The sequence below is a fragment of the Frigoribacterium sp. CFBP9029 genome (assembly GCF_034045305.1).
In the GTDB taxonomy this organism is placed as follows: Bacteria; Actinomycetota; Actinomycetes; order Actinomycetales; family Microbacteriaceae; genus Frigoribacterium.
This window is the reverse complement of record NZ_JAXCWB010000009.1, coordinates 50,196-72,909: the sequence shown is the minus strand read 5'-3', so window position 1 is coordinate 72,909 and position 22,714 is coordinate 50,196. Positions and strand designations below refer to the sequence as shown.

Annotated in this window: 21 protein-coding genes and 1 other RNA gene; 16 read left to right on the top strand and 6 right to left on the bottom strand. The window is 62.6% G+C overall.

What is annotated here, in order from left to right; all coding sequences use genetic code 11:
• Positions 1-44: 44 nt before the first annotated feature.
• From SOM11_RS12255 to SOM11_RS12185, 16 genes are all read left to right on the top strand, one after another.
• Positions 45-1,484, top strand: coding sequence for a polysaccharide biosynthesis tyrosine autokinase (locus SOM11_RS12255; RefSeq protein WP_320478190.1), 1,440 nt, complete (start codon positions 45-47; stop codon positions 1,482-1,484).
• Between the two features lie 7 nt (positions 1,485-1,491).
• Complete coding sequence (locus tag SOM11_RS12250) at positions 1,492-2,124, top strand: low molecular weight phosphatase family protein (protein WP_320478189.1); 633 nt, start codon at positions 1,492-1,494, stop codon at positions 2,122-2,124.
• Entirely contained in the window at positions 2,124-3,104 is a 981-nt protein-coding gene (locus tag SOM11_RS12245; RefSeq protein WP_320478188.1) for a hypothetical protein, read from the top strand. The genes SOM11_RS12250 and SOM11_RS12245 overlap by 1 nt, the downstream gene beginning before the upstream one ends.
• Positions 3,101-4,903 (top strand): nucleoside-diphosphate sugar epimerase/dehydratase, encoded by a 1,803-nt coding sequence (locus tag SOM11_RS12240; protein ID WP_320478187.1) that lies wholly within the window; start codon positions 3,101-3,103, stop codon positions 4,901-4,903. The genes SOM11_RS12245 and SOM11_RS12240 overlap by 4 nt, the downstream gene beginning before the upstream one ends.
• Positions 4,900-6,033 (top strand): DegT/DnrJ/EryC1/StrS family aminotransferase, encoded by a 1,134-nt coding sequence (locus SOM11_RS12235; RefSeq protein WP_320478186.1) that lies wholly within the window; start codon positions 4,900-4,902, stop codon positions 6,031-6,033. Before SOM11_RS12240 ends, SOM11_RS12235 begins: the two co-directional genes overlap by 4 nt.
• Complete coding sequence (locus SOM11_RS12230; RefSeq protein WP_320478185.1) at positions 6,030-6,656, top strand: sugar transferase; 627 nt, start codon at positions 6,030-6,032, stop codon at positions 6,654-6,656. The genes SOM11_RS12235 and SOM11_RS12230 overlap by 4 nt, the downstream gene beginning before the upstream one ends.
• The gene (locus tag SOM11_RS12225; RefSeq protein WP_320478184.1) at positions 6,653-7,303 is read left to right on the top strand and encodes a NeuD/PglB/VioB family sugar acetyltransferase; all 651 of its coding nucleotides are present in this window, start codon (positions 6,653-6,655) and stop codon (positions 7,301-7,303) included. Before SOM11_RS12230 ends, SOM11_RS12225 begins: the two co-directional genes overlap by 4 nt.
• Complete coding sequence (locus SOM11_RS12220; RefSeq protein ID WP_320478183.1) at positions 7,300-8,598, top strand: glycosyltransferase family 4 protein; 1,299 nt, start codon at positions 7,300-7,302, stop codon at positions 8,596-8,598. The genes SOM11_RS12225 and SOM11_RS12220 overlap by 4 nt, the downstream gene beginning before the upstream one ends.
• Positions 8,599-8,603: 5 nt before the next feature.
• Positions 8,604-9,659 (top strand): SDR family NAD(P)-dependent oxidoreductase, encoded by a 1,056-nt coding sequence (locus tag SOM11_RS12215; RefSeq protein WP_320478182.1) that lies wholly within the window; start codon positions 8,604-8,606, stop codon positions 9,657-9,659.
• An 8-nt stretch (positions 9,660-9,667) separates the two neighbouring features.
• Complete coding sequence (locus tag SOM11_RS12210; RefSeq protein ID WP_320478181.1) at positions 9,668-10,750, top strand: NAD-dependent epimerase/dehydratase family protein; 1,083 nt, start codon at positions 9,668-9,670, stop codon at positions 10,748-10,750.
• Positions 10,747-11,904 carry a non-hydrolyzing UDP-N-acetylglucosamine 2-epimerase gene (wecB, locus tag SOM11_RS12205; RefSeq protein ID WP_320478180.1) on the top strand — a complete coding sequence of 386 codons (1,158 nt, stop codon included), beginning with the start codon at positions 10,747-10,749 and terminating at the stop codon, positions 11,902-11,904. The genes SOM11_RS12210 and wecB overlap by 4 nt, the downstream gene beginning before the upstream one ends.
• Positions 11,894-12,385, top strand: coding sequence for an acyltransferase (locus SOM11_RS15090; protein ID WP_414655462.1), 492 nt, complete (start codon positions 11,894-11,896; stop codon positions 12,383-12,385). Before wecB ends, SOM11_RS15090 begins: the two co-directional genes overlap by 11 nt.
• A 26-nt stretch (positions 12,386-12,411) precedes the next feature.
• Positions 12,412-13,743, top strand: coding sequence for a hypothetical protein (locus SOM11_RS12200; RefSeq protein WP_320478179.1), 1,332 nt, complete (start codon positions 12,412-12,414; stop codon positions 13,741-13,743).
• A gap of 11 nt (positions 13,744-13,754) precedes the next feature.
• Positions 13,755-14,903 carry a glycosyltransferase gene (locus SOM11_RS12195; RefSeq protein ID WP_320478178.1) on the top strand — a complete coding sequence of 383 codons (1,149 nt, stop codon included), beginning with the start codon at positions 13,755-13,757 and terminating at the stop codon, positions 14,901-14,903.
• Positions 14,904-15,130: 227 nt separating this feature from the next.
• Positions 15,131-16,189 (top strand): hypothetical protein, encoded by a 1,059-nt coding sequence (locus SOM11_RS12190; protein ID WP_320478177.1) that lies wholly within the window; start codon positions 15,131-15,133, stop codon positions 16,187-16,189.
• 26 nt (positions 16,190-16,215) lie between these two features.
• Complete coding sequence (locus SOM11_RS12185) at positions 16,216-17,352, top strand: glycosyltransferase family 4 protein (protein WP_320478176.1); 1,137 nt, start codon at positions 16,216-16,218, stop codon at positions 17,350-17,352.
• 56 nt (positions 17,353-17,408) lie between these two features.
• Here the strand turns inward: SOM11_RS12185 and SOM11_RS12180 are convergent, their stop codons facing one another.
• From SOM11_RS12180 to ftsE, 6 genes are all read right to left on the bottom strand, one after another.
• Entirely contained in the window at positions 17,409-18,662 is a 1,254-nt protein-coding gene (locus SOM11_RS12180; protein ID WP_320478175.1) for a nucleotide sugar dehydrogenase, read from the bottom strand.
• An 88-nt stretch (positions 18,663-18,750) separates the two neighbouring features.
• Positions 18,751-19,797, bottom strand: a complete 1,047-nt coding sequence (locus SOM11_RS12175) for an LCP family protein (protein WP_320478174.1) — start codon at positions 19,795-19,797, stop codon at positions 18,751-18,753.
• 152 nt (positions 19,798-19,949) lie between these two features.
• Positions 19,950-20,327, bottom strand: a transfer-messenger RNA (tmRNA) gene (ssrA, locus tag SOM11_RS12170).
• A gap of 96 nt (positions 20,328-20,423) precedes the next feature.
• Positions 20,424-20,900, bottom strand: coding sequence for an SsrA-binding protein SmpB (gene smpB / locus SOM11_RS12165; RefSeq protein WP_192058255.1), 477 nt, complete (start codon positions 20,898-20,900; stop codon positions 20,424-20,426).
• A gap of 148 nt (positions 20,901-21,048) precedes the next feature.
• The gene (gene ftsX, locus SOM11_RS12160) at positions 21,049-21,963 is read right to left on the bottom strand and encodes a permease-like cell division protein FtsX (RefSeq protein WP_320478173.1); all 915 of its coding nucleotides are present in this window, start codon (positions 21,961-21,963) and stop codon (positions 21,049-21,051) included.
• Positions 21,960-22,703 carry a cell division ATP-binding protein FtsE gene (gene ftsE, locus SOM11_RS12155; protein WP_192058259.1) on the bottom strand — a complete coding sequence of 248 codons (744 nt, stop codon included), beginning with the start codon at positions 22,701-22,703 and terminating at the stop codon, positions 21,960-21,962. Before ftsE ends, ftsX begins: the two co-directional genes overlap by 4 nt.
• Positions 22,704-22,714 lie beyond the last annotated feature (11 nt).

Here is a 22,714-nt window from a genome sequence, read left to right as displayed (position 1 = left end):
TCCGACGAGATGCCTGCTCTCGATCAGGACAGGACCCCAGCCACGTGGAACTCCGTGACTACATCCGCATTCTCCGTAAAGGGTGGGTCTTAATCGCCGCCTTGACCCTCGCTGGCATCGCCGCCGGCGCCTTGTCGTCCGTGCTGGCGACGCCGACCTACGTCTCGTCGACGCGCCTGTTCGTGTCCGTGCAATCGCAGGATTCGACGTCGACCATCGACGCGGTGCAGGGCAGCAGCGCCGCACAGCAGAAGGTGCAGTCGTACGTCGACGTCGTGTCGAGCGACGCCGTGCTCGCCCCGGTCATCGCCGACCTCGGTCTCGACACCACGCCCGCGGGGCTCGCCTCGAAGATCACCGCGGAGTCGCCTCTCAACACGGTGCTGATCAACATCACCGTCACGGACACCGACGCGCAGCGCGCCGCCGACATCGCCAACGCGGTCGGCACGTCGCTGAACGAGGTCGTCGTCAACGACCTGGAGAGTCCAGCCGACGGAGGCGCGAGCCTCGTCAAGATCGCCACGATCGTCCCCGGGTCGGTCGCCTCCGCGCCCGCGACCCCGCGCACGGCGCTGAATCTGGGCCTCGGTCTGCTGGTCGGCCTGGCGCTCGGTGTGGGCGCGGCCGTGCTCCGCAGCACGCTCGACACCCGCATCCACGGTTCGCACGACGTCGAGCTCGTGACGGACGCCGCCATCGTCGGCGGCATCAGCTTCGACCCGGGCGCGAAGAAGAACCCCCTGATCGTCCACAAGGACCCGCGCAACCCCCGCGCCGAGTCGTTCCGCACCCTGCGCACCAACCTCCAGTTCGTCAACGTCGAGTCGGGCAACCGCTGCTTCGTCGTGACGTCGTCGCTGCCCGGCGAGGGCAAGACGACCACGACGGCGAACCTCGCGGTGGCCCTGGCCGAGACGGGCGCCACCGTCGCCGTCATCGACGGCGACCTTCGTCTGCCGCGCCTGGCCGACACCCTGGGGCTCGAGGGCGTCGTCGGTCTGACCGACGTGCTGATCGGGCGGGCCGAGCTGCAGGACGTCCTGCAGCCCTGGGGTCGCGGCACGATGTTCGTGCTGCCGGCCGGGCGCGTTCCCCCGAACCCCAGCGAGCTGCTCGGCTCGAAGGCGATGAGCGCCCTGCTCGAGTCGCTCTCGGCCTCGTTCGACTACGTGCTGATCGACGCGCCGCCGCTGCTGCCCGTCACCGACGCCGCCATCCTCAGCAAGCTGACCGGTGGAGCCCTGGTCGTCTCCGCCGCCGGGCGCACCACCCGCAACGAGCTGCAGTCCGCCCTGCGCAACCTCGAGCACATCGGCAGCCGGGTGCTCGGCATCGTGCTGACGATGCTGCCGACCAAGGGCCCCGACGCCTACGGCTACGGCAACTACGGCGCGTACTACGGCATGGAGCAGGACACCCCCGAGGCCGGCGTGGGCGACCTGCCCGCCACCCCCAAGACCAAGACGCGGATGGGCCGGTAGAGCACAAGTGTCATTCGACGGGGCCGACGCCCCCTCCCCCGGTTTCTCGCTGCTGACCGTCTGCACGGGCAACATCTGCCGGTCGCCGCTCGCCGAGCTGCACCTCGCCCGTGAACTCGCCGGCCTCACCTCGGTGTCGGTCTCCAGTGCCGGCACGATGGCCGTCGACGACGACGTCATGCCCGAGCAGGCCCGCGCCCTGGCACGGTCGTTCGAGTTGGAGCCCGACGGACACCGCGCGCGGTTTCTCTTCGAACGCGACGTGCGTGATGCCGACCTGGTCATCGCGTTGGCGCGCGAGCACCGTCGCGCCGTGGTCGCCATGCACCCCCGAGCGAGCCGGTACACCTTCACCCTGCGCGAGGCGGCACGTCTGGCGCGCGACGTGACCGACGACGAGATCGCGACGGCGCTGTCCCACCTCGCCGACGACGCGAGCGAGGCCGACCGGCTGCGAGCCGTCGTCGAGCTGCTCGCGTCGCGTCGTGGAACCGTCGAGGCCCCCGAGGACCCTCTCGGCGACGACGTCGTCGACCCCTACCGCCGCTCGGACGAGACGTTCGCCGAGTCGGGGCGTCAGCTCGTGCCCGCCGCCGACGTCGTCGCCGATCTGCTGCGCCGAGCGGGAGGTGTCGCCTGATGCCCGATGCACGCCGCAAGCGCGGCCAACGCGCTCTCACCCGTCGTCGCCTCGCCATCGTCGGTCTCAGCCTCTTCGTCGTCGTCGACCTCGCGCTCGTCGCCTTCGCGTTGACCCGCGAGCCCGACGGACTCGCGGCCGACGCCGACACGTCCGCGCCCTCGGCGCCGGTCGCGTCGTCGCCCACCCCGACCACGACGCCGACCGCGACAGCCACCCCGGCGCCCGCGGCAGAGGCCTCCCCTCTCAATCGGATGATCTCCGCGGTGAACGGGACGACCGCCTGGCGTGCCGAGGCCGGTTCCTGCACGCCCGACGCCGAGATCGTCCCGGCGACTCTGCAGACGACCGACACCGCCGGCGCCGACTGGACCAGCTCGGCCGTCACGACGACGGTCGGCTTCGCCGGCGTCGATCGCGTGCAGGCCAGTGAAGCCGCGACGGTGTTCGTCGTCGGCCCCGCCGGTCCGTCCTGCGAGACGGCCTTCGCCCAGACGTTCACCTCCGGCGCCGCCTTCGGCGAGTACCCCGATCGACTCGACGCCTCGTGGTACGTCTCCCGCGGCGACCGCGCGGTCGTTCATGCGCCGTTCAGCGAGAACCCCGCGCCCTGCGCATCGGTCGTCGATCTCGCCGTCGTGAGTGACACCCAGGCCGCGGTGCTCTGCTCTGACCGCACCGTGCACCGGACAACCGATGCGGCGACGTCGTGGGATGCGGGTGCGCCAGTCGAGGGTGCCGTCGCCATCGCGGCGGCATCGGGGACGTTCTACGTCGCGTCCACCGGAGCGGCCGGCTGCGACGGCACGCAGATCGCGACCACCTCCTCCTCCGCGGATGACGTCATGACACCTGTCGGGTGCTCGCCGGCCACGACGGACGAGCCGGGTTCGGTCGCTGTCTCCGCCGCCTCGGGCAGCGTGTGGCTCTGGGCGGGCGACGACGTCGTCGTCTCGACCGATGGTGGGATCACCTGGTGATCGAGCGCATCCTCTCCACTCCCCTCCGCCGCACGGCTCTGCAGGTCGTGCTCGACGCCCTCTCGTGGGCCGTCGCGCTCCTCTTCTCCGTGTCGCTGCGCTACGACTTCTCGTACGTCGACGTCACCTGGCGGGCGGTCTTCGCCGTCGCCGTCGTCACGATGCTCGTCAGCGCGGCCCTCGGTTTCCTGACGGGGCTCTATCGTCGCCGCTTCGTCCCGGGCAGTTTCGCCGAGGTGCGCGCGATCGTGGTCGTGGTCCTCTCCACCGGTGTGCTCGTCGGCCTGCCTGTGCTGATCATCGGCACCGACATCTCGCTGGCGCGAAGCACGATCCTCATCGCCATGCCGGTCGCCCTCGTCTTCATGGGCGCCCTGCGCTACATGGCCCGTCTGTACGTCGAGAGCCAGCACCGCCCGGGAGAGAGCGCACAACGCACGCTGATCTTCGGTGCAGGCCGCCTGGCAAACCACCTCGTGCGACGGATGCTCACCGATCCGGCCTCGCCGTACCTCCCGGTGGGCCTGATCGACGACGATCGGACTCGCGCCGGTCTCCGGATCGAGGGTGTTCCCGTCCTTGGCACGCGCTACGACCTCGTCGCAGCGGTCCAGCGGAGCGGGGCAGAGGCGATCATCGTCGGCATCGCCAAGGCCGACGCGACCCTGCTGCAGGAGGTCACCGACCTCGCGGCCGAGGCCGGTCTCCGCGTCATGGTGCTGCCGCTGCTCGACGAGATCCTCGAGGGCAAGTCGCGCCTCGGCGACGTCCGCGACATCGCCATCGAGGACATCATCGGTCGTCACCCCGTCGACACGCAGGTCGAGTCGATCGCGGGCTATCTGGCGGGCAAGCGAGTGCTGGTCACCGGCGCCGGCGGTTCCATCGGCAGCGAGCTGTGCCGCCAGATCGCCAAGTTCAGCCCGGCCGAGCTGATCATGCTCGACCGCGACGAGACCGGGCTGCAGCAGGCCCAGTTGTCGATCTCGGGCAACGGCCTTCTCGACACGAAAGAGGTCGTGCTCGCCGACATCCGCGACCCGGAGGCCCTGCGTGCGATTTTTGCAGACCGTCGCCCCGAGGTCGTCTTCCACGCCGCGGCGTTGAAGCACCTGCCGATGCTCGAGCAGTACCCCGACGAGGCCTGGAAGACCAACGTGTTGGGCACGCAGAACGTGCTCGACGCGGCCAAGGCAGTCGGGGTGACGACGTTCGTCAACATCTCGACCGACAAAGCGGCGAACCCGACCAGCGTTCTCGGGCATTCGAAGCGCCTCGCCGAGCGACTGACCGCCTGGGCGGCCGATGAGACGGGTGCGCGCTACCTCTCCGTGCGGTTCGGCAACGTGCTGGGCAGCCGCGGGTCGATGTTGCCCGTCTTCACGTCGTTGATCGAGGCGGGTGGCCCGTTGACTATCACCCACCCCGACGTGACGCGGTTCTTCATGACCATCCCCGAGGCGTGCCATCTCGTGGTGCAGGCCGGCGGCATCGGCGCACCGAGCGAGGTGCTCATCCTCGACATGGGCGAGCCCGTGCGCATCCTCGACATCGCCGAGCGCATGATCGCCATGTCGGGTCGAGACATCGGCATCGTCTACACGGGTCTCCGTGAGGGCGAGAAGATGCATGAAGAGCTCGTGGGCGACGGCGAGACCGACAACCGGCCCGTGCACCCGAAGATCTCTCACACGTCGGTGCCTCCGCTGCACCCGTCGCAGCTGACCGATGTGCACGCCGAGACCGGCCCGTGGACCGCGGAACTGACCCTCGACCCGAAACAGGAAGTCCCCGAGTGACTGATCGCATCTTCATGAGCTCGCCCGACGTGGGCGAGCTCGAGCAGCAGTACGTCCAGGCGGCCATGACCGGTGGCTGGATCGCCCCCCTGGGCCCTGATGTCGACGCCTTCGAGAACGAGCTCGCCGAGCGCGTCGGTGTCGGCCACGGTGTCGCGTTGAGCTCGGGAACGGCGGCTCTGCACGTCGCTCTCGTCGCGTGGGGCGTCGGGCCCGGCGACGTCGTGCCGACCTCGTCGATGACCTTCGCGGCCACGGCGAATGCGATCGCCTACACCGGTGCCGAGCCGTACTTCGTCGACAGCGACCCCGAGACCGGCAACATGGACCCCGAGCTGCTCGGGGAGGTCCTCGACGAGTTGTCGGCCGCCGGGGAGAGCATCGGGGCCGTCGTGCCCGTCGACCTGCTCGGCAAGGCCATCGACTACACCGCGATCAGCGCGCTCACCGAGCGTCATGGCGTGAAGCTGCTCGCCGACGCGGCGGAGTCGCTCGGGGCGACGCACTCTGGTCGCGCAGCCGGTTCCTTCGGCGACGCGTCCGTCATCTCGTTCAACGGGAACAAGATCATGACCACTTCTGGCGGCGGCATGCTGCTGACCGACGACGGCGACCTGGCGCAGCGCGTCCGATATCTGTCGACGCAGGCCCGGCAGCCGGTGGTGCACTACGAGCACACGGAGATCGGCTACAACTACCGCCTCAGCAACATCCTCGCGGCGCTCGGGCGTGCCCAGCTGACGCGCCTGGACCAGATGATCGCTCGCCGCCGAGAGATGCGCGCTCTCTACGCCGAGATGTTCGCCGAGGTCGACGGGGTCGAGATCTTCGGTCGCGCCGGCGACGAGCACGACAACGTCTGGCTGACGTCGATCCTCGTCGACAGCTCGGTCGCGGGCTGGAAGCCCGCCGACCTGTCGACCTGGCTGGCCGCGGATCAGATCGAATCGCGCCCGTTGTGGAAGCCGATGCACCTGCAGCCGGTCTTCGCGTCGGCCCGTTCGCGATCGACCGGTGCTTCCGAACGCCTCTTCGAGCGCGGTCTCACTCTCCCCAGTGGTTCGGCACTCGATGCCGGACAGCGGGAACGCGTCCGAGGTCGGATCCAAGCGTTCCTGGATGCGGCATGAAGGCAGGCCGCACAGACCGAATCGCCAAGCGAGCACTCGACATCACGGTCGCCGGGGTCGGCCTCGTCGTGACTGCACCTGTTCAACTCGTTCTGGCCGCCGTCATCGCCAGGCGACTTGGTCGACCCGTCCTGTTCGTTCAACCGCGACCGGGCAAGAACGGCCGGGTGTTCGATCTGGTGAAGTTCCGCTCGATGCTGCCCGTGGACGAGAACCGCGGCCTCGTGACCGACGAAGACCGCATGACGACTTTCGGATCCGTGCTCCGCTCGACGAGTCTCGACGAGCTGCCCACACTGTGGAACGTGCTGCGAGGGGATATGAGCCTCGTGGGGCCTCGCCCTCTGCTCGTGCGGTATCTCGACCGCTACTCCCCCCGTCAAGCACGGCGTCACGAGGTCCGCCCCGGCGTGACCGGACTCGCCCAGGTCAGTGGACGAAACGCGATCTCGTGGGACGACAAACTCGAGTTGGACGTCCACTACGTCGACACGCGCACGTTCCTCGGGGATCTCCGCATTCTGGCCAAGACCGTCACGCGGGTGCTGAAGCGGGACGGGGTGACAGCGGAAGGCTCGGTCACGACAGCGGAGTTCCGTGGTTCAACGGAGGCCACCGCATGAGCATCCGTCTCATCGTCCTCGGCGCAGGAGGCTTCGCGCGGGAGACGTTGGATGTGCTGGACGCTCTGGAGGAAGTCGACCCGGGCCGCTTCGATGTCCTGGGCGTCGTCGACGACGGTCCTGCAGAGCACTCGATCGGAGTTCTGGCCGCCCGAGGAGTCGAGGTCATCGGTAGCGTGAGTGACCTCCTGAACGACGAACTGGCTGTCGAGTTCGATGCATATGTGATCGCGATCGGCAGCCCGCGGGTCCGACTCGAGCTGGCCGAACGTATGCCTGGTGAGATCCGGCCAGCCCCTGCTCTGATCCATCCTCTGGCCAGCCTCGGAACGGACACGAGATGTGATGCTGGCGTGATCGTCTGCGCTGGGGCCGTCGTGTCTGCCAACGTGACTCTGGGACCTCATACGCACGTCAACCCGAACGCGACCATCGGCCACGATGCCGTTCTAGGCCGGGCCGTGTCCGTCAATCCGGCTGCCGTCGTGTCCGGTGGCGTCGTCGTCGGAGACGGCGTCCTGCTGGGCGCGTCGTCGGTCGTGTTGCAAGGGCTGACCGTCGGTGGAGGTGCGGTGGTCGGAGCGGCCGCGTGCGTCACACACGACGTCGCTCCAGCCCTGACCGTCGTGGGGGTACCTGCCAGATGACCTCCGCCCCCTCACCCCGAGCACTTCGCATCGTCATCGTCAGCCAGTACTTCCGGCCAGAACGAGTTTCGATACCGGTCACGCTCGCCGACGAGTTGAGCCGACGTGGCCATCGCGTCGAGGTCATCACCGGATGGCCCAATTACCCCGAGGGCAAGCTCTTTCCGACTTATCGGCAGCGCTTGCGCCATAAGGAGCTGCAGGGTGGCGTCACTGTCCATCGTGTGCCTCTCATCGTGAGTCACAGCACATCCGCCGTCGGTCGGCTGCTGAACTACGCGTCGTTCGCACTGACGTCGGCCGCGAAGTTCTCCGTGGGACGACGAGCGGACGTCGTCTACGTCTACGCGACGCAGATGACCGCGAGTGTCGGCCCCTCCCTCTGGCGACGCCTCTTCGGGACGCCATACGTTCTGCACGTGCAAGACCTCTGGCCCGAGTCCATCGTCGGCTCGGGCATGGTCGATGGTCGTGCGTCGAAGGCGATAGGGGCCGCGCTGACTCCGTGGCTGTCGTCGACCTATCGGCGCGCCGCCCACGTCATCGCCATAGCCCCCACGATGCTCGGGATGCTCCGGTCGCGCGGCGCCGCCGCTGAAGCCTCTTCAGCTGTGCTGAACTGGTCACCGCGTGATGTCGTCGACGACTCAGCCGTCTTCGCCGAAGACCCGGCCCGAACGGGTACCGAGACGACCACCTTCGTCTACGCAGGCAACCTGGGCGAGCTACAGGATCTCCCGGTCCTCATCGACGCCTTCGCCAGCTGTTCCGACCTGGCAGACATACAGCTCCTCATCGCGGGCGCAGGCGTGCTCGAACCGGATCTGCGCGAGCAGGCCGCGCGCTACTCCGGCGCCCGCATCGAATTTCTGGGCAGGATCGACGCATCGGGTATGCAGGTTCTGAACGCTCGGAGCGATTACCAATTCGTCACGCTGAAGGGCCTCGACGTCTTCCGCGGAACGATCCCCTCGAAGCTGCAGAACTCGCTCTCCGCCGGCGTTCCAGTCATCACGACCGTCCACGGTGACGTCTCCGACCTCGTCGACAGAGAGCGAGTCGGCTTCACTGCCGAGCCTTCCGACCCGACCGCGCTGGCTGACGCCATCCGGCGAGCCGCCGCGACCACGAGCGCAGAGCGAGTCGCGATGGCCGACAGGGCACGGCGCTTCTATGAGGAGAACATGTCCGAATTCGCAGGAGTCTCCGCAGTCGAAGCCATCCTCCGGGATGCCGCGATGAGAGCTACCGCCCCAGCCAAGACACGAGCAACGGAAAACGAGATCGAAAGATGAGCAGCATGACGCAGAACCAGGATTACGCCGGCAAAGCGGTGCTCATCACGGGTGGAACCGGATCGTTCGGCCGAACGGTGGCGCAGAAGCTGCTCTCGAGTGACGTCGGGCAGGTGCGGATCCTGAGCAGGGACGAGGCTAAACAGGATCAGATGCGGCACGACCTCGGCGACGCTCGCGTCCGGTTCTACGTCGGAGACGTTCGTGACTACCTGAGCGTCGAACGCGCTGTTCGCGATGTCGACTACGTCTTCCACGCCGCCGCACTGAAGCAGGTTCCGTCGTGTGAGTTCTTCCCGATCGAAGCGGTGAAGACCAATGTCCTCGGTAGCGAGAACGTCGTTCGAGCGAGCGAGGCCGCGGGCGTCGACTCGCTCGTGTGCCTCAGCACCGACAAGGCCGTCTACCCCGTGAACGCCATGGGAATGAGCAAGGCGATGATGGAGAAGGTCGCTCAGTCGCATGGTCTGAACAACCCCAACGCCGTCACGACGGTCTCGTGCGTCCGATACGGGAACGTCATGTACTCACGTGGATCCGTCATCCCGCTGTTCATCTCGCAGCTCAAAGCCGGTAAGGACCTGACGGTGACGGATCCCTCGATGACGAGATTCATGATGTCGCTGCCGTCCTCTGTCGATCTCGTCGAACACGCGTTTCGTAACGCGCGACAGGGCGATCTCTTCATCCGCAAGGCCGCTGCCTGCACGATGGGCGACCTGGCGCAGGCCGTCATCAACATCTTCGAGAGCAAGCAGCGCGTGACCGTGATCGGCACCCGCCACGCCGAGAAGGTGTCGGAGGCTCTGGCCAACCGCGAGGAACTGGCGCGGGCCGAAGACATGGGCGACTACTTCCGCATCACCGCCGACAAGCGCGATCTCAATTACAGCGCGTTCTTCGAAGAAGGCGACCCCGAGCAGGTGGAGTACACCGACTACGACTCCCACACGGTCGATCGGATGACGATCACCGAGGTCGAGCAGATGCTCCTGGCGCTTCCTGAAGTCCGTTCCGAGCTGGCTCTGGCGGGTATCCGATCGTCCGAGCGCACGGCATGAGGGTCACGATGACGGGGGCTGGCGGCTTCCTGGGCTGGCACACCCGCGCATATCTGCACTCCTGCGGCGCGACCGATGTGCGTTCGTTCGCGGTGGGCGACCGATTCGATGTCGGCGCGGCCACCGACGCCGTCTCGGGCAGCGACCGCCTCGTCCTCATCGCCGGCGTGAACCGAGGAACGGATGAGGAGGTCGAGGCGGGCAACATCCTCTTCGCCGAGCAGGCCGCGCTGGCATTGCGTGAGGCCGACGTACCACCTTCGTCCGTCGCCTTCGCGAACTCCACACAGGTCGGCAACGGATCGACGTACGGCCGAGCGAAGCAGGAAGCGGCACGGATCGTCCGAGAGGCGGCGGACGCGGTCGGCGCAGAATTCGTCGACGTGCATCTGCCGAATTTGTTCGGCGAACACGGCCGCCCGTTCTACAACTCGGTCACGGCCACGTTCTGTCATCTCCTGAGCCGCGGGGACCGACCGTCGGTCGACGTCGACCGTGAGCTGAGTCTTCTCCATGCGCAGCATGCGGCGGAGGCGTTGATCGGGACGATCGGCGCCGAACACCTCGCGTCCATCGCGACCACATCCACCGTGTCGGGGCTACTCTCGACGCTGTCCACGTACGCCGAGGACTACTCACGAGGCGATGTTCCCCTTCTGTCGTCGGACTTCGAACGAGACCTGTTCAACACCTACCGTTCGTTCGCGTTCGACAAGGCCCCGTCCATACCCCTCAAGCAGAACACTGATGTTCGCGGGAGTTTCACCGAGGTCATCCGCTCCCACGGAGGATCCGGCCAGACGTCGTTCTCGACGACCGTGCCGGGAGTCACCCGCGGGCAGCACTACCATCGCCGCAAGATGGAACGCTTTACCGTGGTGGCTGGCAGGGCCGACATCACCTTGAGACGTCTCTTCTCCGAGGAGGTCGTCACAGTCAGTGTGAGTGGCGATGAGCCCTGTTCAGTCGACATGCCGACCTTCTGGGCCCACGCCATCACCAACACCGGTGAAGAGCCACTCTTCACGATGTTCTGGTCGAACGAAATCTTCGACCCCGCAGCCCCCGATACCATCCCGGAGACAGTATGAACACCACCGCCCCGCGACTCAAAGTGCTCACAGTCGTTGGCACTCGGCCCGAGATCATTCGTCTTTCGGCCGTCATGAAACGTCTGGATGAGCATGTCGATCACGTGCTCGTGCACACTGGCCAGAACTACGACTATGAACTGAACGAGGTTTTCTTCGAGGACCTCGGGCTACGTCGCCCGGATTATTTTCTCCAAGCAGACACTTCTTCTCTTGGCGCAGTGTTGGGCAGCATCCTGGTTTCGATCGAAAAGGTTCTCCTCCAGGAACGACCGGATGCTTTTCTCATTCTCGGCGATACGAACAGCAGCATCTCCGCCGTAATCGCAAAGCGACTGAAGATACCCGTATTCCACATGGAGGCAGGGAATCGTTCGTTCGATGAGAACGTCCCTGAGGAAACAAATCGCCGACTAGTGGATCACGTTGCTGACTACAATCTCGTTTATACAGAACACGCCCGCCGGAACCTACTGGCCGAGGGCATTCATCCGTCTCGGATCGCCTTGACGGGTTCTCCCATGGCGGAAGTGCTGGCGCAGACGACGAAAGGACGCGAAGGCAACACCGTCCTTCAGCGCGAGAATCTCAAGACCCGTAACTACTTTTTGGTCAGTCTTCACCGAGAAGAAAACGTCGACAACGAACGCCGCCTTTCTTCAGTCTTACAGGGACTCCAGGAACTCCAGAAATCGTATGACATTCCCGTCTTAATCTCAACACACCCTAGGACACGCCTAAGGATCGAAAATCTTTCCAGAGAGCAGCGAGAGGGACTTGTCTTTCATAAACCGTTCGGATTCCACGATTTTCTGACACTTCAAGCAAACGCAAAGCTTGTGCTTTCGGACAGCGGAACGATCAGTGAAGAGTCGAGCATCCTCGGTTTTCCCGCAGTTACTCTTCGCGACGCAATAGAAAGGCCAGAAGCTCTCGACAGTGGGCATATCATCACAGCAGGAGTCGAAGGACTTGGCATGTTGCGAGCAGCACGTCTAGCGATCGAAACAAATGTGATGCCCGAAGGAACACCCGTCCCGGCTGGCTACGAAGTAGCGAATACCAGCTTGCGCGTTCTGAACTTTATTCATTCGAAGGCCTCTGCCCACCACGCTTTGGCAGGAATCCGCGAAAGTCCTAACCATGGGCGCTAAATTACATATAGCAAACCTGGTATCTTCGCTTCTGCCCCAGACACGCTGCTTCGCTCTGAGAAGAAGAATTTACAGACATGCCGGGATCGCATTAGCCGGGTCGTCACGAATAAACGGCGGCGTCGTCTTTCAGAATGCCAACGTATCAATCGGTCAGGACAGCTGGGTCGGCCGTAGAACTGAATTTGTATCGACATCGAATGCCCACATCTCGATTGGATCAAATTGCGACATCTCACAGGATGTCTTGTTCGTCGTGGGCTCACACGAAATCGGTGAATCCGACAGAAGAGCTGGAAAGGGTAAAAGTCGCCCAATATCCGTAGGAGATGGCACTTGGGTGGGCGCCCGAGCCACGTTTCTAGGGGGCAGTTCCGTCGGAAAGGGTGTTGTCGTCGGAGCAGGTTCCACGGTAATCGGGGACTACCCGGATAACGTTCTCCTAGTCGGAACACCTGCGAGAATTATCCGGTACTTGTGAGGGCCAACATCCGCCTTCGGGCTCTTATGAAGAAAAGTGGTTCGGGGCCGGCTGTGTTGGCCGCGCGGCTTCTGAGCCTTGCCGCAGCAGCAGCGCAACTGCCTTTTTTGACGAGAGCACTGCCGGCGGAAGCTTACGGAACCGTGGCGATCGTGTTCGCGCTTTCTTCCTATTTCGCACTTTTCGGCGCCGAACCGGCGACTCTCGCGTTTCAAAGACACCCGGGTTCGAACGGCGAACGCGGCAACTATGGATATGCAAGGGCTCGCCTCATCGCCTCCATGGCAATACTGGCGGTTATAGTCTGCGTGGCCGGACTCCTCGCCAGTGACATTGAAGTGGCTCTTGCAGTCGCCGCATGGGGTAGTGGACTAGCTGTGGCCAGATTCACTGCGACAGCCTGGCTCATGTGGAACAGGCCATGGGCCTACGCGAGCAACCTGATGACTAGTACGTCGCTTAGGACGCTCACTCTGATCGGTCTCATCCTCTTGGGGGAAGACGGCATGCTGGCAGTGGCTACTGCAGGTCTTGTCTCCACGCTTGCCAGCCTCCTTCTCGCGCCTCGGAGCAGCAAGACATCACGGAAACTCGAAACTCCGCCTTGGCCACGACAATTGGGATATCAGCTCGCTTTAGCAAGTCTCGGCGTCACTGTTCTCGCGAGCGCGAACCTGATTGTTCTGCAGCACTTCTCTAGTTCCGAAGCCGCAGCACCCTTTGCAGCGATGTCTCAACTCGCCGTTCTCTCCAGCGCCGCATTGATTAGTCTCTATTTGACTGTTCAATACCCTAGCATTCGACTATCGTGGGATTCCGGAAATGAAAGCATTGTCGACCGGAGACTGCAGAGAACATCCTTCATGATTCTGGCCGTGGGCTCCGCTTGTATCGCGGCTTTTATCTTCGGAAACGGTTGGCTACCCTCAAGAATCGTTAACCCTGATCTTGTCGATCTACCCATCCTAACCCTGCTCGTCGCTGCGTCAACAATGGCAGGCTTGAGCCAAGTAAATGGTTGGCGACTACAATTACGGCTCAGGGCTGGTTCCCTGGCAATCCGGTCCAGCGCAACGGCCCTCGCGCTTATTCTGCTCCTCTTCTTCTTTATCCCCCGAGTCGACGCACCCTCTATCGGAGCCGCTGTCGTCACGCTCCTCGGCTTGGCGCTGCATTTTTGCATGACAGGCGGTAAAGCCCTGATGAAGCAGCCAGTCTTGATCGGAATGGTCATTATCTTCATTGTTGCGGTTTCATCTACCTTCTTTGCCGATCTTGTCTACGCGACCGTCGCTTGCTCAGTTTTTGCAACAGCTTCCGCTCTTGTTGCAGTAAAAAAATTCAGGAGTTCTTCATGAATCATTCACGCGTGAATATTGTCTTCTGGCAAAATACAGTCTCAGTTCATCAAGCTCCCATGATAAAAGCCATAGCTCAGTCGCAGGTTCGAGTCCTGGTCGTCACGCAAGGTGCGGCCAGTACCATGCGTAAGTCCATGGGTTGGGAAGACGAGCCTGACTACGGACTTGCTCAACTAGTGGTTGCCCCTTCCGAGGATGAAGTGCGCTCCATCGTCGCTGCCCAGGACCGGTCCACTCATCACATATTCTCTGGCCTTGATGCTTACCCGCTTCTCGCCTACGCACGTCAACAGGTTGAAGCAGAACCCCACGGTCAGATAGTCATTTCGACGGAACCGTTTGATAATCGGGGTCTTGGCCGTTTCCTGCGCAAAGCAAAGTACGCGTCCCGCATGTCACGTATTAAGCATGTCAATACGGTTCTACTTATCGGCGCACTAGCTCGGAAACAATACTCGGGAATGCTGCCACAAAGCATTCGCCAACTGAGCTTCGGATATTTTGTACGCTCCTCTGAAGTCTTGAATAAAGCCATAGCTGACATCGACGGGGTCGTCCACGTAATGTATGTTGGTTCTTTGACGGAACGAAAACGCCCAGACCTTCTTCTCGACCTCTTACTTGAAATCCCGAGTCAGTCCTGGCGATTGACACTCGTGGGCGACGGGCCGCTTCTCAACAAACTTAAGTCTGCGGCTGAGGCACACCCCAAAGCTAGAGTAGATTTTCTCGGGACACTTAGAAACTCGGAGATTTCATCTGTACTGACAGAGGCAGACGTCCTAGCTCTGCCTAGCGCTTTCGACGGTTGGGGTGCCGTCGTCAACGAGTCCCTCTCCGTTGGCACGCCTGTTCTCGTCAGTTCGGCCGCAGGAAGCTCAGATCTCATCGTCGACGATGAACTGGGGACGGTATTCGACAGTCACTCGCGTCAGGCCTTCGCGGATGCTCTCAAGTCTGTGATTCGCGCTGGTCGAGTTCGAGCTGAAAAACGTATTCGTATTCAGCAATGGGCTGATCAGGCCATTTCCCCAGAGGCCGCGGCTCAATATCTGCATTCTATACTCCAGAATCCCGAATCTGCGCTCGAGCCGCCTTGGCGACGCACAGCCGATCTTTCGTCAGGGCCCAATGGATTGGAGGGCAACCTTCTATGACTTTCAGAAGACCCCTCTCCGTCTTGGGGCTGATGCTCGTCGCGGGATTACTTGCCTATTTCTCGGTGAATCGCAGTCCTGCGCTGGGCCTTCTTGGCGTGACCGTCATACTTGCCGGATGCTTTTTAGCGGTGTCCCCCAGGGCTCGTAGGCCATTCGCATACGCGGTTGCTTTGTTAGCCATAGTTGGAGCTTCTTCAACGGCCATTGCGTCCTCAGAGGCTGGGATGGCCATCTCTGTCGCCCTGAGAGTCGGCGGCTTCGCGATTATCACCGTTCTTGCGCTCCGCCACTCCTCGCCAGCGCACTCAGAGACCGAGCAGACCTCCAAGTCGTGGGTTTATGTATTCGGGGCTAGTTTGGCGCTTTACTTTGTGGTCGGCGCGGCCTTCCATGCTCAAATCACTACCTTTATTCTTTATATGATTGGTCTCGTCCTTCTGGTCGTTGCGGCGACGGCAAGCGTGTCAGCGACGGACCAGGATCTCCGGAAGGGTGTTGTTTGGGCTCTAGGCGCCCTTCTCGTGAGTTCTTTAGCACTCGGCGCTCTAGTTCCAGCGCTGGGCTTCGAGGGTGGCCGCCTGCGAGGCGTGTTGGAGAATGCCAACACTTTGGGTTTCTTCGCATTCTTGCTCGGTTGTGCCGCCCTGACGATAGTCGATTCGCCGCGCTGGCGCGTGGCCCTACTATTACTATCCGGCATTATTCTTGTCTTGTCGGCCAGTCGCGCTAGTTCATTAGCTCTGGCCATTGTTGTTTTGCTTCTTGTTCTTCGCCGAGGTTTTGCTCGCTCGATTATTATTGCGGTTTCCGGTGTTCTAGTTCTCGGGGTGGTGCTTTTACTGAACCCGTCTCTTCTTGATCCATTTGCGAACCTTCTGCGGATGAATGACTCGCGTTCTGACTCTACGGCCACTGCGCTTCGCGCATTTGAGACGAGCCCCCTGATCGGTATCGGTGTCGGGAATGAGTCATCGATCATCGCGAGTAGTCCATTCCGCGCACTTGCTCAGGCAGGCATATTCGGCTTGGTCGCCGTTATATCGATGTGGATTATTCTTCTAATTCAAGGGTTGAAAAGTGGATATAAAACCGTGACCGTCGCCATTGCGGCTATCGTCCACAGCGTATTCGAGGGATGGCTCTTATCACCGGTCAGTCCACTCCTTGCTATATTTATGTTCTTCTGGATCGTCGTTGCCAATCGGGAGAAATCCGACTCGACCGGACGCAAAACACGTACGAACCAGACCAATATTGATTACCAAATCAAACTGCGACAATAATGAAGAATAAAGGCGCATCTAAGTCAATGAGTTCGATCAAGCGCGTACTTATCTACGCCCCGTTTTATCCTCCGGCCAAAGATGGGGGCGGTCCCATTAGATCCCTGTCGGCATTCGTCGCTAAGGCGCCAGCTTCCTGGTCGCCGTTCGTCGTGACGTCAGATAGAGATCTGGGCGCGAAAGAGTCACTCGGCATCCCCAGCGATACCTGGATCGCACGGGGTAATGCGCAGGTTTTCTACGCGCAGACCAGTAAGGTCCTATCGCTCGTTAGGATGTGGAGCAAAATTAGCCGTCTTCGGGCAGATATATTGTACCTGAACAGCTTCTTTAATATTAAGTTCTCACTGGTGCCGCAAATTATTCAGCGCCTCCGCTGTGGCGAAAGCACCGTCGTGATTGCAACGCGCGGCGAAATGGGTGCCGGCGCACTGAGAAGGCGTTCAGGTCGAAAGCAGCGTTTTATAAGCATCTACCGTCGCTTGGGGCTACACAAGGCGGTAGTGTTTCACGCCTCTTCCGAACTGGAAGCCCAAGACATACGGCAAACACTGGGACTGGATTGCAGGATCATCGTCCGACGCAACGACACTCTTCTCCCCGATGCAGCCGCACCATCACTCCCCCCGTCTGATTTCGCGTTAATTTTCGTCGGGCGTGTCGTCGAGCACAAAGGACTAGCCATATTGCTTGAGGCTCTACGTGCCGTCGACACACCGGTCAACCTGAGCATCTACGGCGCCGAGGAGGACGCAGCCTACAGCCAGAAGTGCCGACAGCTAGCTGCAGATCAGATCCACAATGTAAGTTTTCATGGCAGCACGGAACACGGTGACATCGTCCGGGCGATGTCTGAATCCAGCTTTCTCGCCCTTCCGACCGCCGGAGAAAATTTCGGGCACGTCATTGTCGAGGCATTATCAGTTGGTTGTCCGGTTCTCGTACCCGACACGACTCCATGGTCACACGAGATTGCGTCCAAAAAAGCAGGCCAAATTCTTGTCAACAACACCGCAGAGACTTGGGCCCAACTGATTCTTTCACTCGCCACCCAACCGCGTTCCAACCTCGGTGCGATGCGGCAAGGGGCAGCTAATGTCTACGACACGTGGCAACGCAGTTCGGGCCAGCACTTTCTAGGGCTGATGGACGATCTGAGCTAAGGCAACACTTAGACCCTGAAGTCGTCGCGTTACAAGAGAGGTATTGAAACCTCTGCCTACAAGGTTTCGATGTTCGGACCGGCGACGACGTGCCTGGCATCAAATACGGTCGCGTCTGACGTGACCAGTCCTTCCAGGTCAACGTCGGCGTGATTGGTCAATACGATAACCAAGTCGCTGTGGCTGATCGCACTCCTGAGGTCTGCTGCACGCTGGACGCTGGCAGGCCACCGGTGAGGTTCGACATGGGAGTCAAGACCAGTCAGTTCAGCACCCAATTCGCTGAGCAGCTCGATGACGCGAGCGGATGGCGCCTCGCGGATGTCGCCCGTGTTGGGCTTGTACGCCAAGCCGATGAGCGAGATGCGGGCGCCGCGAACCGACTTAGAGCGGTCGTTGAGCATGGTGATTGCACGCTGAACCACGTAGTCAGGCATGTGATCGTTGACGTCATTCGCCAGTTCGACGAATCGGAAGCTCTTTCCGAGCTGCTTGCGCACCTGCCACGACAGATAGCTGGGGTCAACGGGCAGGCAGTGACCACCGACGCCAGGACCCGGCGTGAACTTCATGAAGCCGAAGGGCTTGGACGAAGCGGCTTCGATGCTCTCCCAGACGTCGACGCCCAGCTGGTGGGCGAAAATGGCCAACTCGTTGACCAAGGCGATGTTCACGTGCCTGAAAGTGTTCTCGAGCAGTTTGGTCAGTTCTGCCTCTTTGGTGCCCGACACGGGAACGGTCGTGTCCACCAGCTCGTCGTAGAACGCCTGGACGCTCTCCAGCGACGCCGGGTTGATGCCCGAGACCACCTTAGGAGTCTCCTTGAAACCCCAGACCTTGTTACCGGGGTCGATGCGCTCAGGGCTGTAGCCCACGAAGAAATCGGTACCTGCGGTCAGGCCCGAGCCGCTTTCGAGAATAGGAACGAGAAGCTCCACTGTGGTGCCCGGATAGGTCGTCGATTCGAGAACGACGGTGGCGCCAGGACGGATGTACGGAGCCAACGACGCGGCCGACTGCTCGATGAAGCTGAGGTCGGGAAGCGAATCACGGAGCGGGGTGGGCACGGTGATGACCGCGATGTCGAACCCCTCGACGTCGACATACTCCGTCGTGGCGATATAACGACCGCCCTCGGTCGCGGAGGCGAGAGTCGCATCCGAGATGTCGTCTACGTACGACGTGCCCGCCTGCAGCAGACCGATACGGTTCGTATCGAGATCGATTCCGACGACGTCGTGACCGACCTCGACCGCCCTCATAGCGACTGGCAATCCGACGTAACCCTGACCGACGACGACTGTCTTCATGTTATTGCTCTCTGTAGAGATGGCCGCGTTGCGGCGGCACGGATTATCTGGGTTGTGGTGAAGAGGGGATTGGAGAACGAGGTCGCTGCTACTGCGCGGCCGGCAGCTCGGCGAGCGAGTCAGTCGCCAAAGCGGTCTTGACGGCGTCGAGGCCGGCCTGGTCGACGTTGACGATCGACTGACCTCCGACGGAGCCGGTACCGGCCGTGGGGACGGTGAAGAAGTGCATTCCCGATCGATCCATCGAGCGCAGGCTGACACCGAGCGACGCGATCGTTCCGACGTCGAACTCCTGGTCGACGGTGAGATAAGGCGACATCGCCTCGACGAAGTCCGAGATCTTGCCCGGGTCGGTCAACGTCGACCGGTTCAGGATGGTGTCGGCGAGACCTCGGACGAACGCCTGCTGGTTCTTCACTCGAGTGAAGTCCGCGTCGGCGAATGCGTAGCGCTCGCGCACGAACGCCAACGCTGCATCACCCTCTAGCCGTGTGGCTCCCGCTGGATAGGAGAAGCCAGCCTTCGTGGTGAAGGCCTGAGGCGAGACCACATCGACTCCGCCGAGAGCCGTGGTCATGCCCTTGAAGCCCTCGAAGTCGATGATGGCGACGTGATCGATTCGTACACCCAGCAGCTGCTCCACCGTCTGCACGGTCAGGGGCGAGCCGCCGTAGGCGAAGGCTGCGTTGATCTTGTTCTGGCCGTAGCCGGGGATGTCGACGTAGAGGTCGCGCATGATCGACATCACGTAGATGTTCTCGCGGTCGGCGTCGACGTGCACGAGCATCATCGAGTCGGTGCGCTGGTCGGACGCCGAGGCGTCGTCGATCGTCGCGGCGTCTGCCCGGGAGTCCGAACCCATCAGCAGGATGTTCATGGCGCCGTCGGTCGTCGCCTCGGGGCGCGTGGACTCCTCCGGGAACGCCTGGGGGATCTTCGTCGCGTTGTCGTTGAACGAGTCGGCGAGGCGGGAGGCGTAGACGCCACCGACGACACCGACGGCCACGAGAGCCGCGACGAGCACCGCCGCGACCACGATGAAGAAGACCGCGACCTTCGACAGCCGACGCTTGCGCTTGCCGACGGGAGCGGGATCGTTCTCGTCGTTCGACGTCAGCGTGAAGATGTCGCTCATACTTACGGCTCCCCTGGCTCGTGGTCACGGATCTCGGCCCGAGCTCTCACGACTATAACGTGAGGGCGACTGATCTTCGAAGACGAGACGACGAACGCCCCGCCTGAGTCAGGCGGGGCGTTCGTGATCCGACGGAGTGTGACAGCGGCCGATGGTGGAGATGGGGGGAATTGAACCCCCGTCCATCGCTGAGATTGCACGCATTCTACGGGCGTAGCCAGATGAGACGTTCTGCTCGGCCCCGACCTTTGCTACTGGCTTCTAGGTCGACGGGCCCAGCCCGAGTGCAAGTCCCGCGTGACCCTCAGGCGTAGTCACGCAGCTAGCCCTCTAGATGACGTCAGGCTCTGATTAGAAGGCGGTCACCAGACTGACGGACTCCATGTGGCTCTACTGCTTACGCAGCGAGAGCGAAGTCAGTGCGCTTGTTATTGGCACTTATTGTTTTCCAGAGATCGTTTACGAGATAACCCTGGATCCTCGGCCCGCTTCTCGTTCGCACACAGGCGATGTCGAAACCGATCATCCCCATGAGGGGCCGTTGTCACACTCTGTGGAGTTGTCGTGATGGAGCCGACCGCGGTGTTCTGCGGCCTTCCAGTGTAAGGCACGCCGTACCTCCTCGGCTACTCCCCCAGGTGCTTGCGCGCCGAGATCGCGGCCTGCGCCTCACGCGTCGCCGTGCGCTCGCGCAGCGTCTGCCGCTTGTCGTACTCGCGCTTTCCCTTGGCCACGGCGATCTCGACCTTGGCCCGGCCGTCGCTGAAGTAGATCTTGAGCGGCACGATCGTGAAGCCGCCCTCCTTGGTCTTCTGGCCGATCTTGTCGATCTCCTGGCGGTGCAGCAGCAGCTTGCGCTTGCGCCGCGGCGCGTGATTGTTCCAGGTGCCCTCGGTGTACTCGGGGATGTGCACCGCGTCGAGCCAGGCCTCGTTGGCGTCGACGAACGCGTAGCCGTCGACCAGCGACGCCCTACCCTGACGGAGCGACTTCACCTCGGTGCCGCTCAGCACGATGCCGGCCTCGTAGGTGTCTTCGATGGTGTAGTCGTGGCGCGCGCGGCGGTTGGTGGCCACGACCTTCTCGCCGCGTTCTTTCGCCACAGGTGCCTCCTGGTCGTTCGGATGATGGTTCTGCCGGTAGCAGGCAGCCTGTCAGTATACCTGCGGTTGCGACGGCAGGAGGCGCGGTGCCGGTCGGACCGGCACCGCGCCTCCTGCAGGCATCTGCTTCTGGGGCTCCGCTAGCGGATCAGACCTTGAGGTACCGGCGGATGGCGATGTTGGCCGAGAGGCCCGCGAGCACGATGCCGACCAGGATGACCAGCGGGACGACCAGTGCGGTGTCGCGCAGGCCGACGAACGGGGTGCCCACGAAGTTCACCGCCAGATAGCCCTTGACGAAGAAGTTGACGATCGCGACGATCGCACCGCCCGCGAGCAGGGATCCGATCAGCGCGGCGATCACCCCCTCGAGGATGAACGGCGTCTGGATGAACGTGTTCGACGCACCCACCAGCCGCATGATGCCGAGCTCTCGCCGCCTGCTGAAGGCGCTCAGCCGGATGGTCGTCGCGATCAGCAGGACGGCCGCGATCAGCATCAGCACGGCGATGCCGATGGCCGTGTAGCTGGCGGCGTTCAGCACCGAGAAGATCGGGTCGAGGTAGGCCCGCTGGTCGACGACGCTCTGCACCCCGGCGAGACTCGAGAGGCTCTCGGTGAGGACGTCCGACTGGGTCGGGTCCTTCAGGTTGACCCAGAAGGTCTCGTTCAGGTACGACGGCTGCACGAACTCGGTCGCAGGGCTGTCGGCGAACTGCGTCGTGAAGCGGTCGTAGGCGTCTTGCTGCGTCTCGAAGTACGAACGGTCGACGAACGGCTGCAGCACCTCGGAGTCGAGCTGCGCCTGCACCGCGTCGATCTGGTCTTGCGTGGCCTTCGCACCCGTGCAGTTGCCGGTCGTGTCGGTGTCGGTGCAGAGGTACACGGCCACCTGGGCCTTGTCGTACCAGTAGCCCTTCATCTGATTGATCTGCATCTGCAGCAGTGCCGCCGTGCCGACGAAGGTCAGCGAGATGAAGGTCACGAGCACCACGGCGACGACCATGGAGACGTTGCGCCGCAGGCCGCTGCCGACTTCGCTGAGGACGAGTCCGAGTCTCATTCGTCGGCCCCTCTCAGGCTCAGGTCTTCGACCCCGATGGCTTGGATGGGCACCGCCTGCGTCTGGTAGCCGCCCTCGCGCTCGTCGCGCAGGATGTTGCCGGCGCTGAGCTCGATGACGCGGCGCTGCATCTGGTCGACGATGCCGGCGTCGTGGGTGGCCATGATGACGGTGGTGCCGCCGGAGTTGATCCGCTCGAGCAGCGTCATGATGCCGGCGCTGGTCGAGGGGTCGAGGTTACCGGTCGGCTCGTCGGCGAGGAGGACGGCGGGCTTGTTGACGATCGCGCGGGCGATGGCGACGCGCTGCTGCTCGCCACCCGAGAGCTCGTGCGGCAGACGGTGCTGCTTGCCGACCAGACCGACCATCTTCAGCACGTCGGGGACGGCCTCCTGGATGAAGCCCTTGCTCTTGCCGATCACCTGCAGGCTGAACGCGACGTTGTCGAACACGTTCTTCTGCGGCAGCAGCCGGAAGTCCTGGAAGACCACGCCGATGTTGCGACGGAAGTACGGCACCTTGCGGCTCGAGAGCGTGCTGAGACGCTGCCCGAGCACGTGGATCTGCCCCGCCGACGGCTTCTCCTCCTTCAGCACGAGCCGGAGGAAGCTCGACTTGCCGGAGCCGCTGGCCCCGACCAGGAACACGAACTCGCCCTTGAGGATCTCGAGGGTGACCGCGTTGAGCGCCGGTCGGGGATTGCCGACGTAGACCTTGGTGACTTCATCAAACCGAATCATGACGGTGGCTA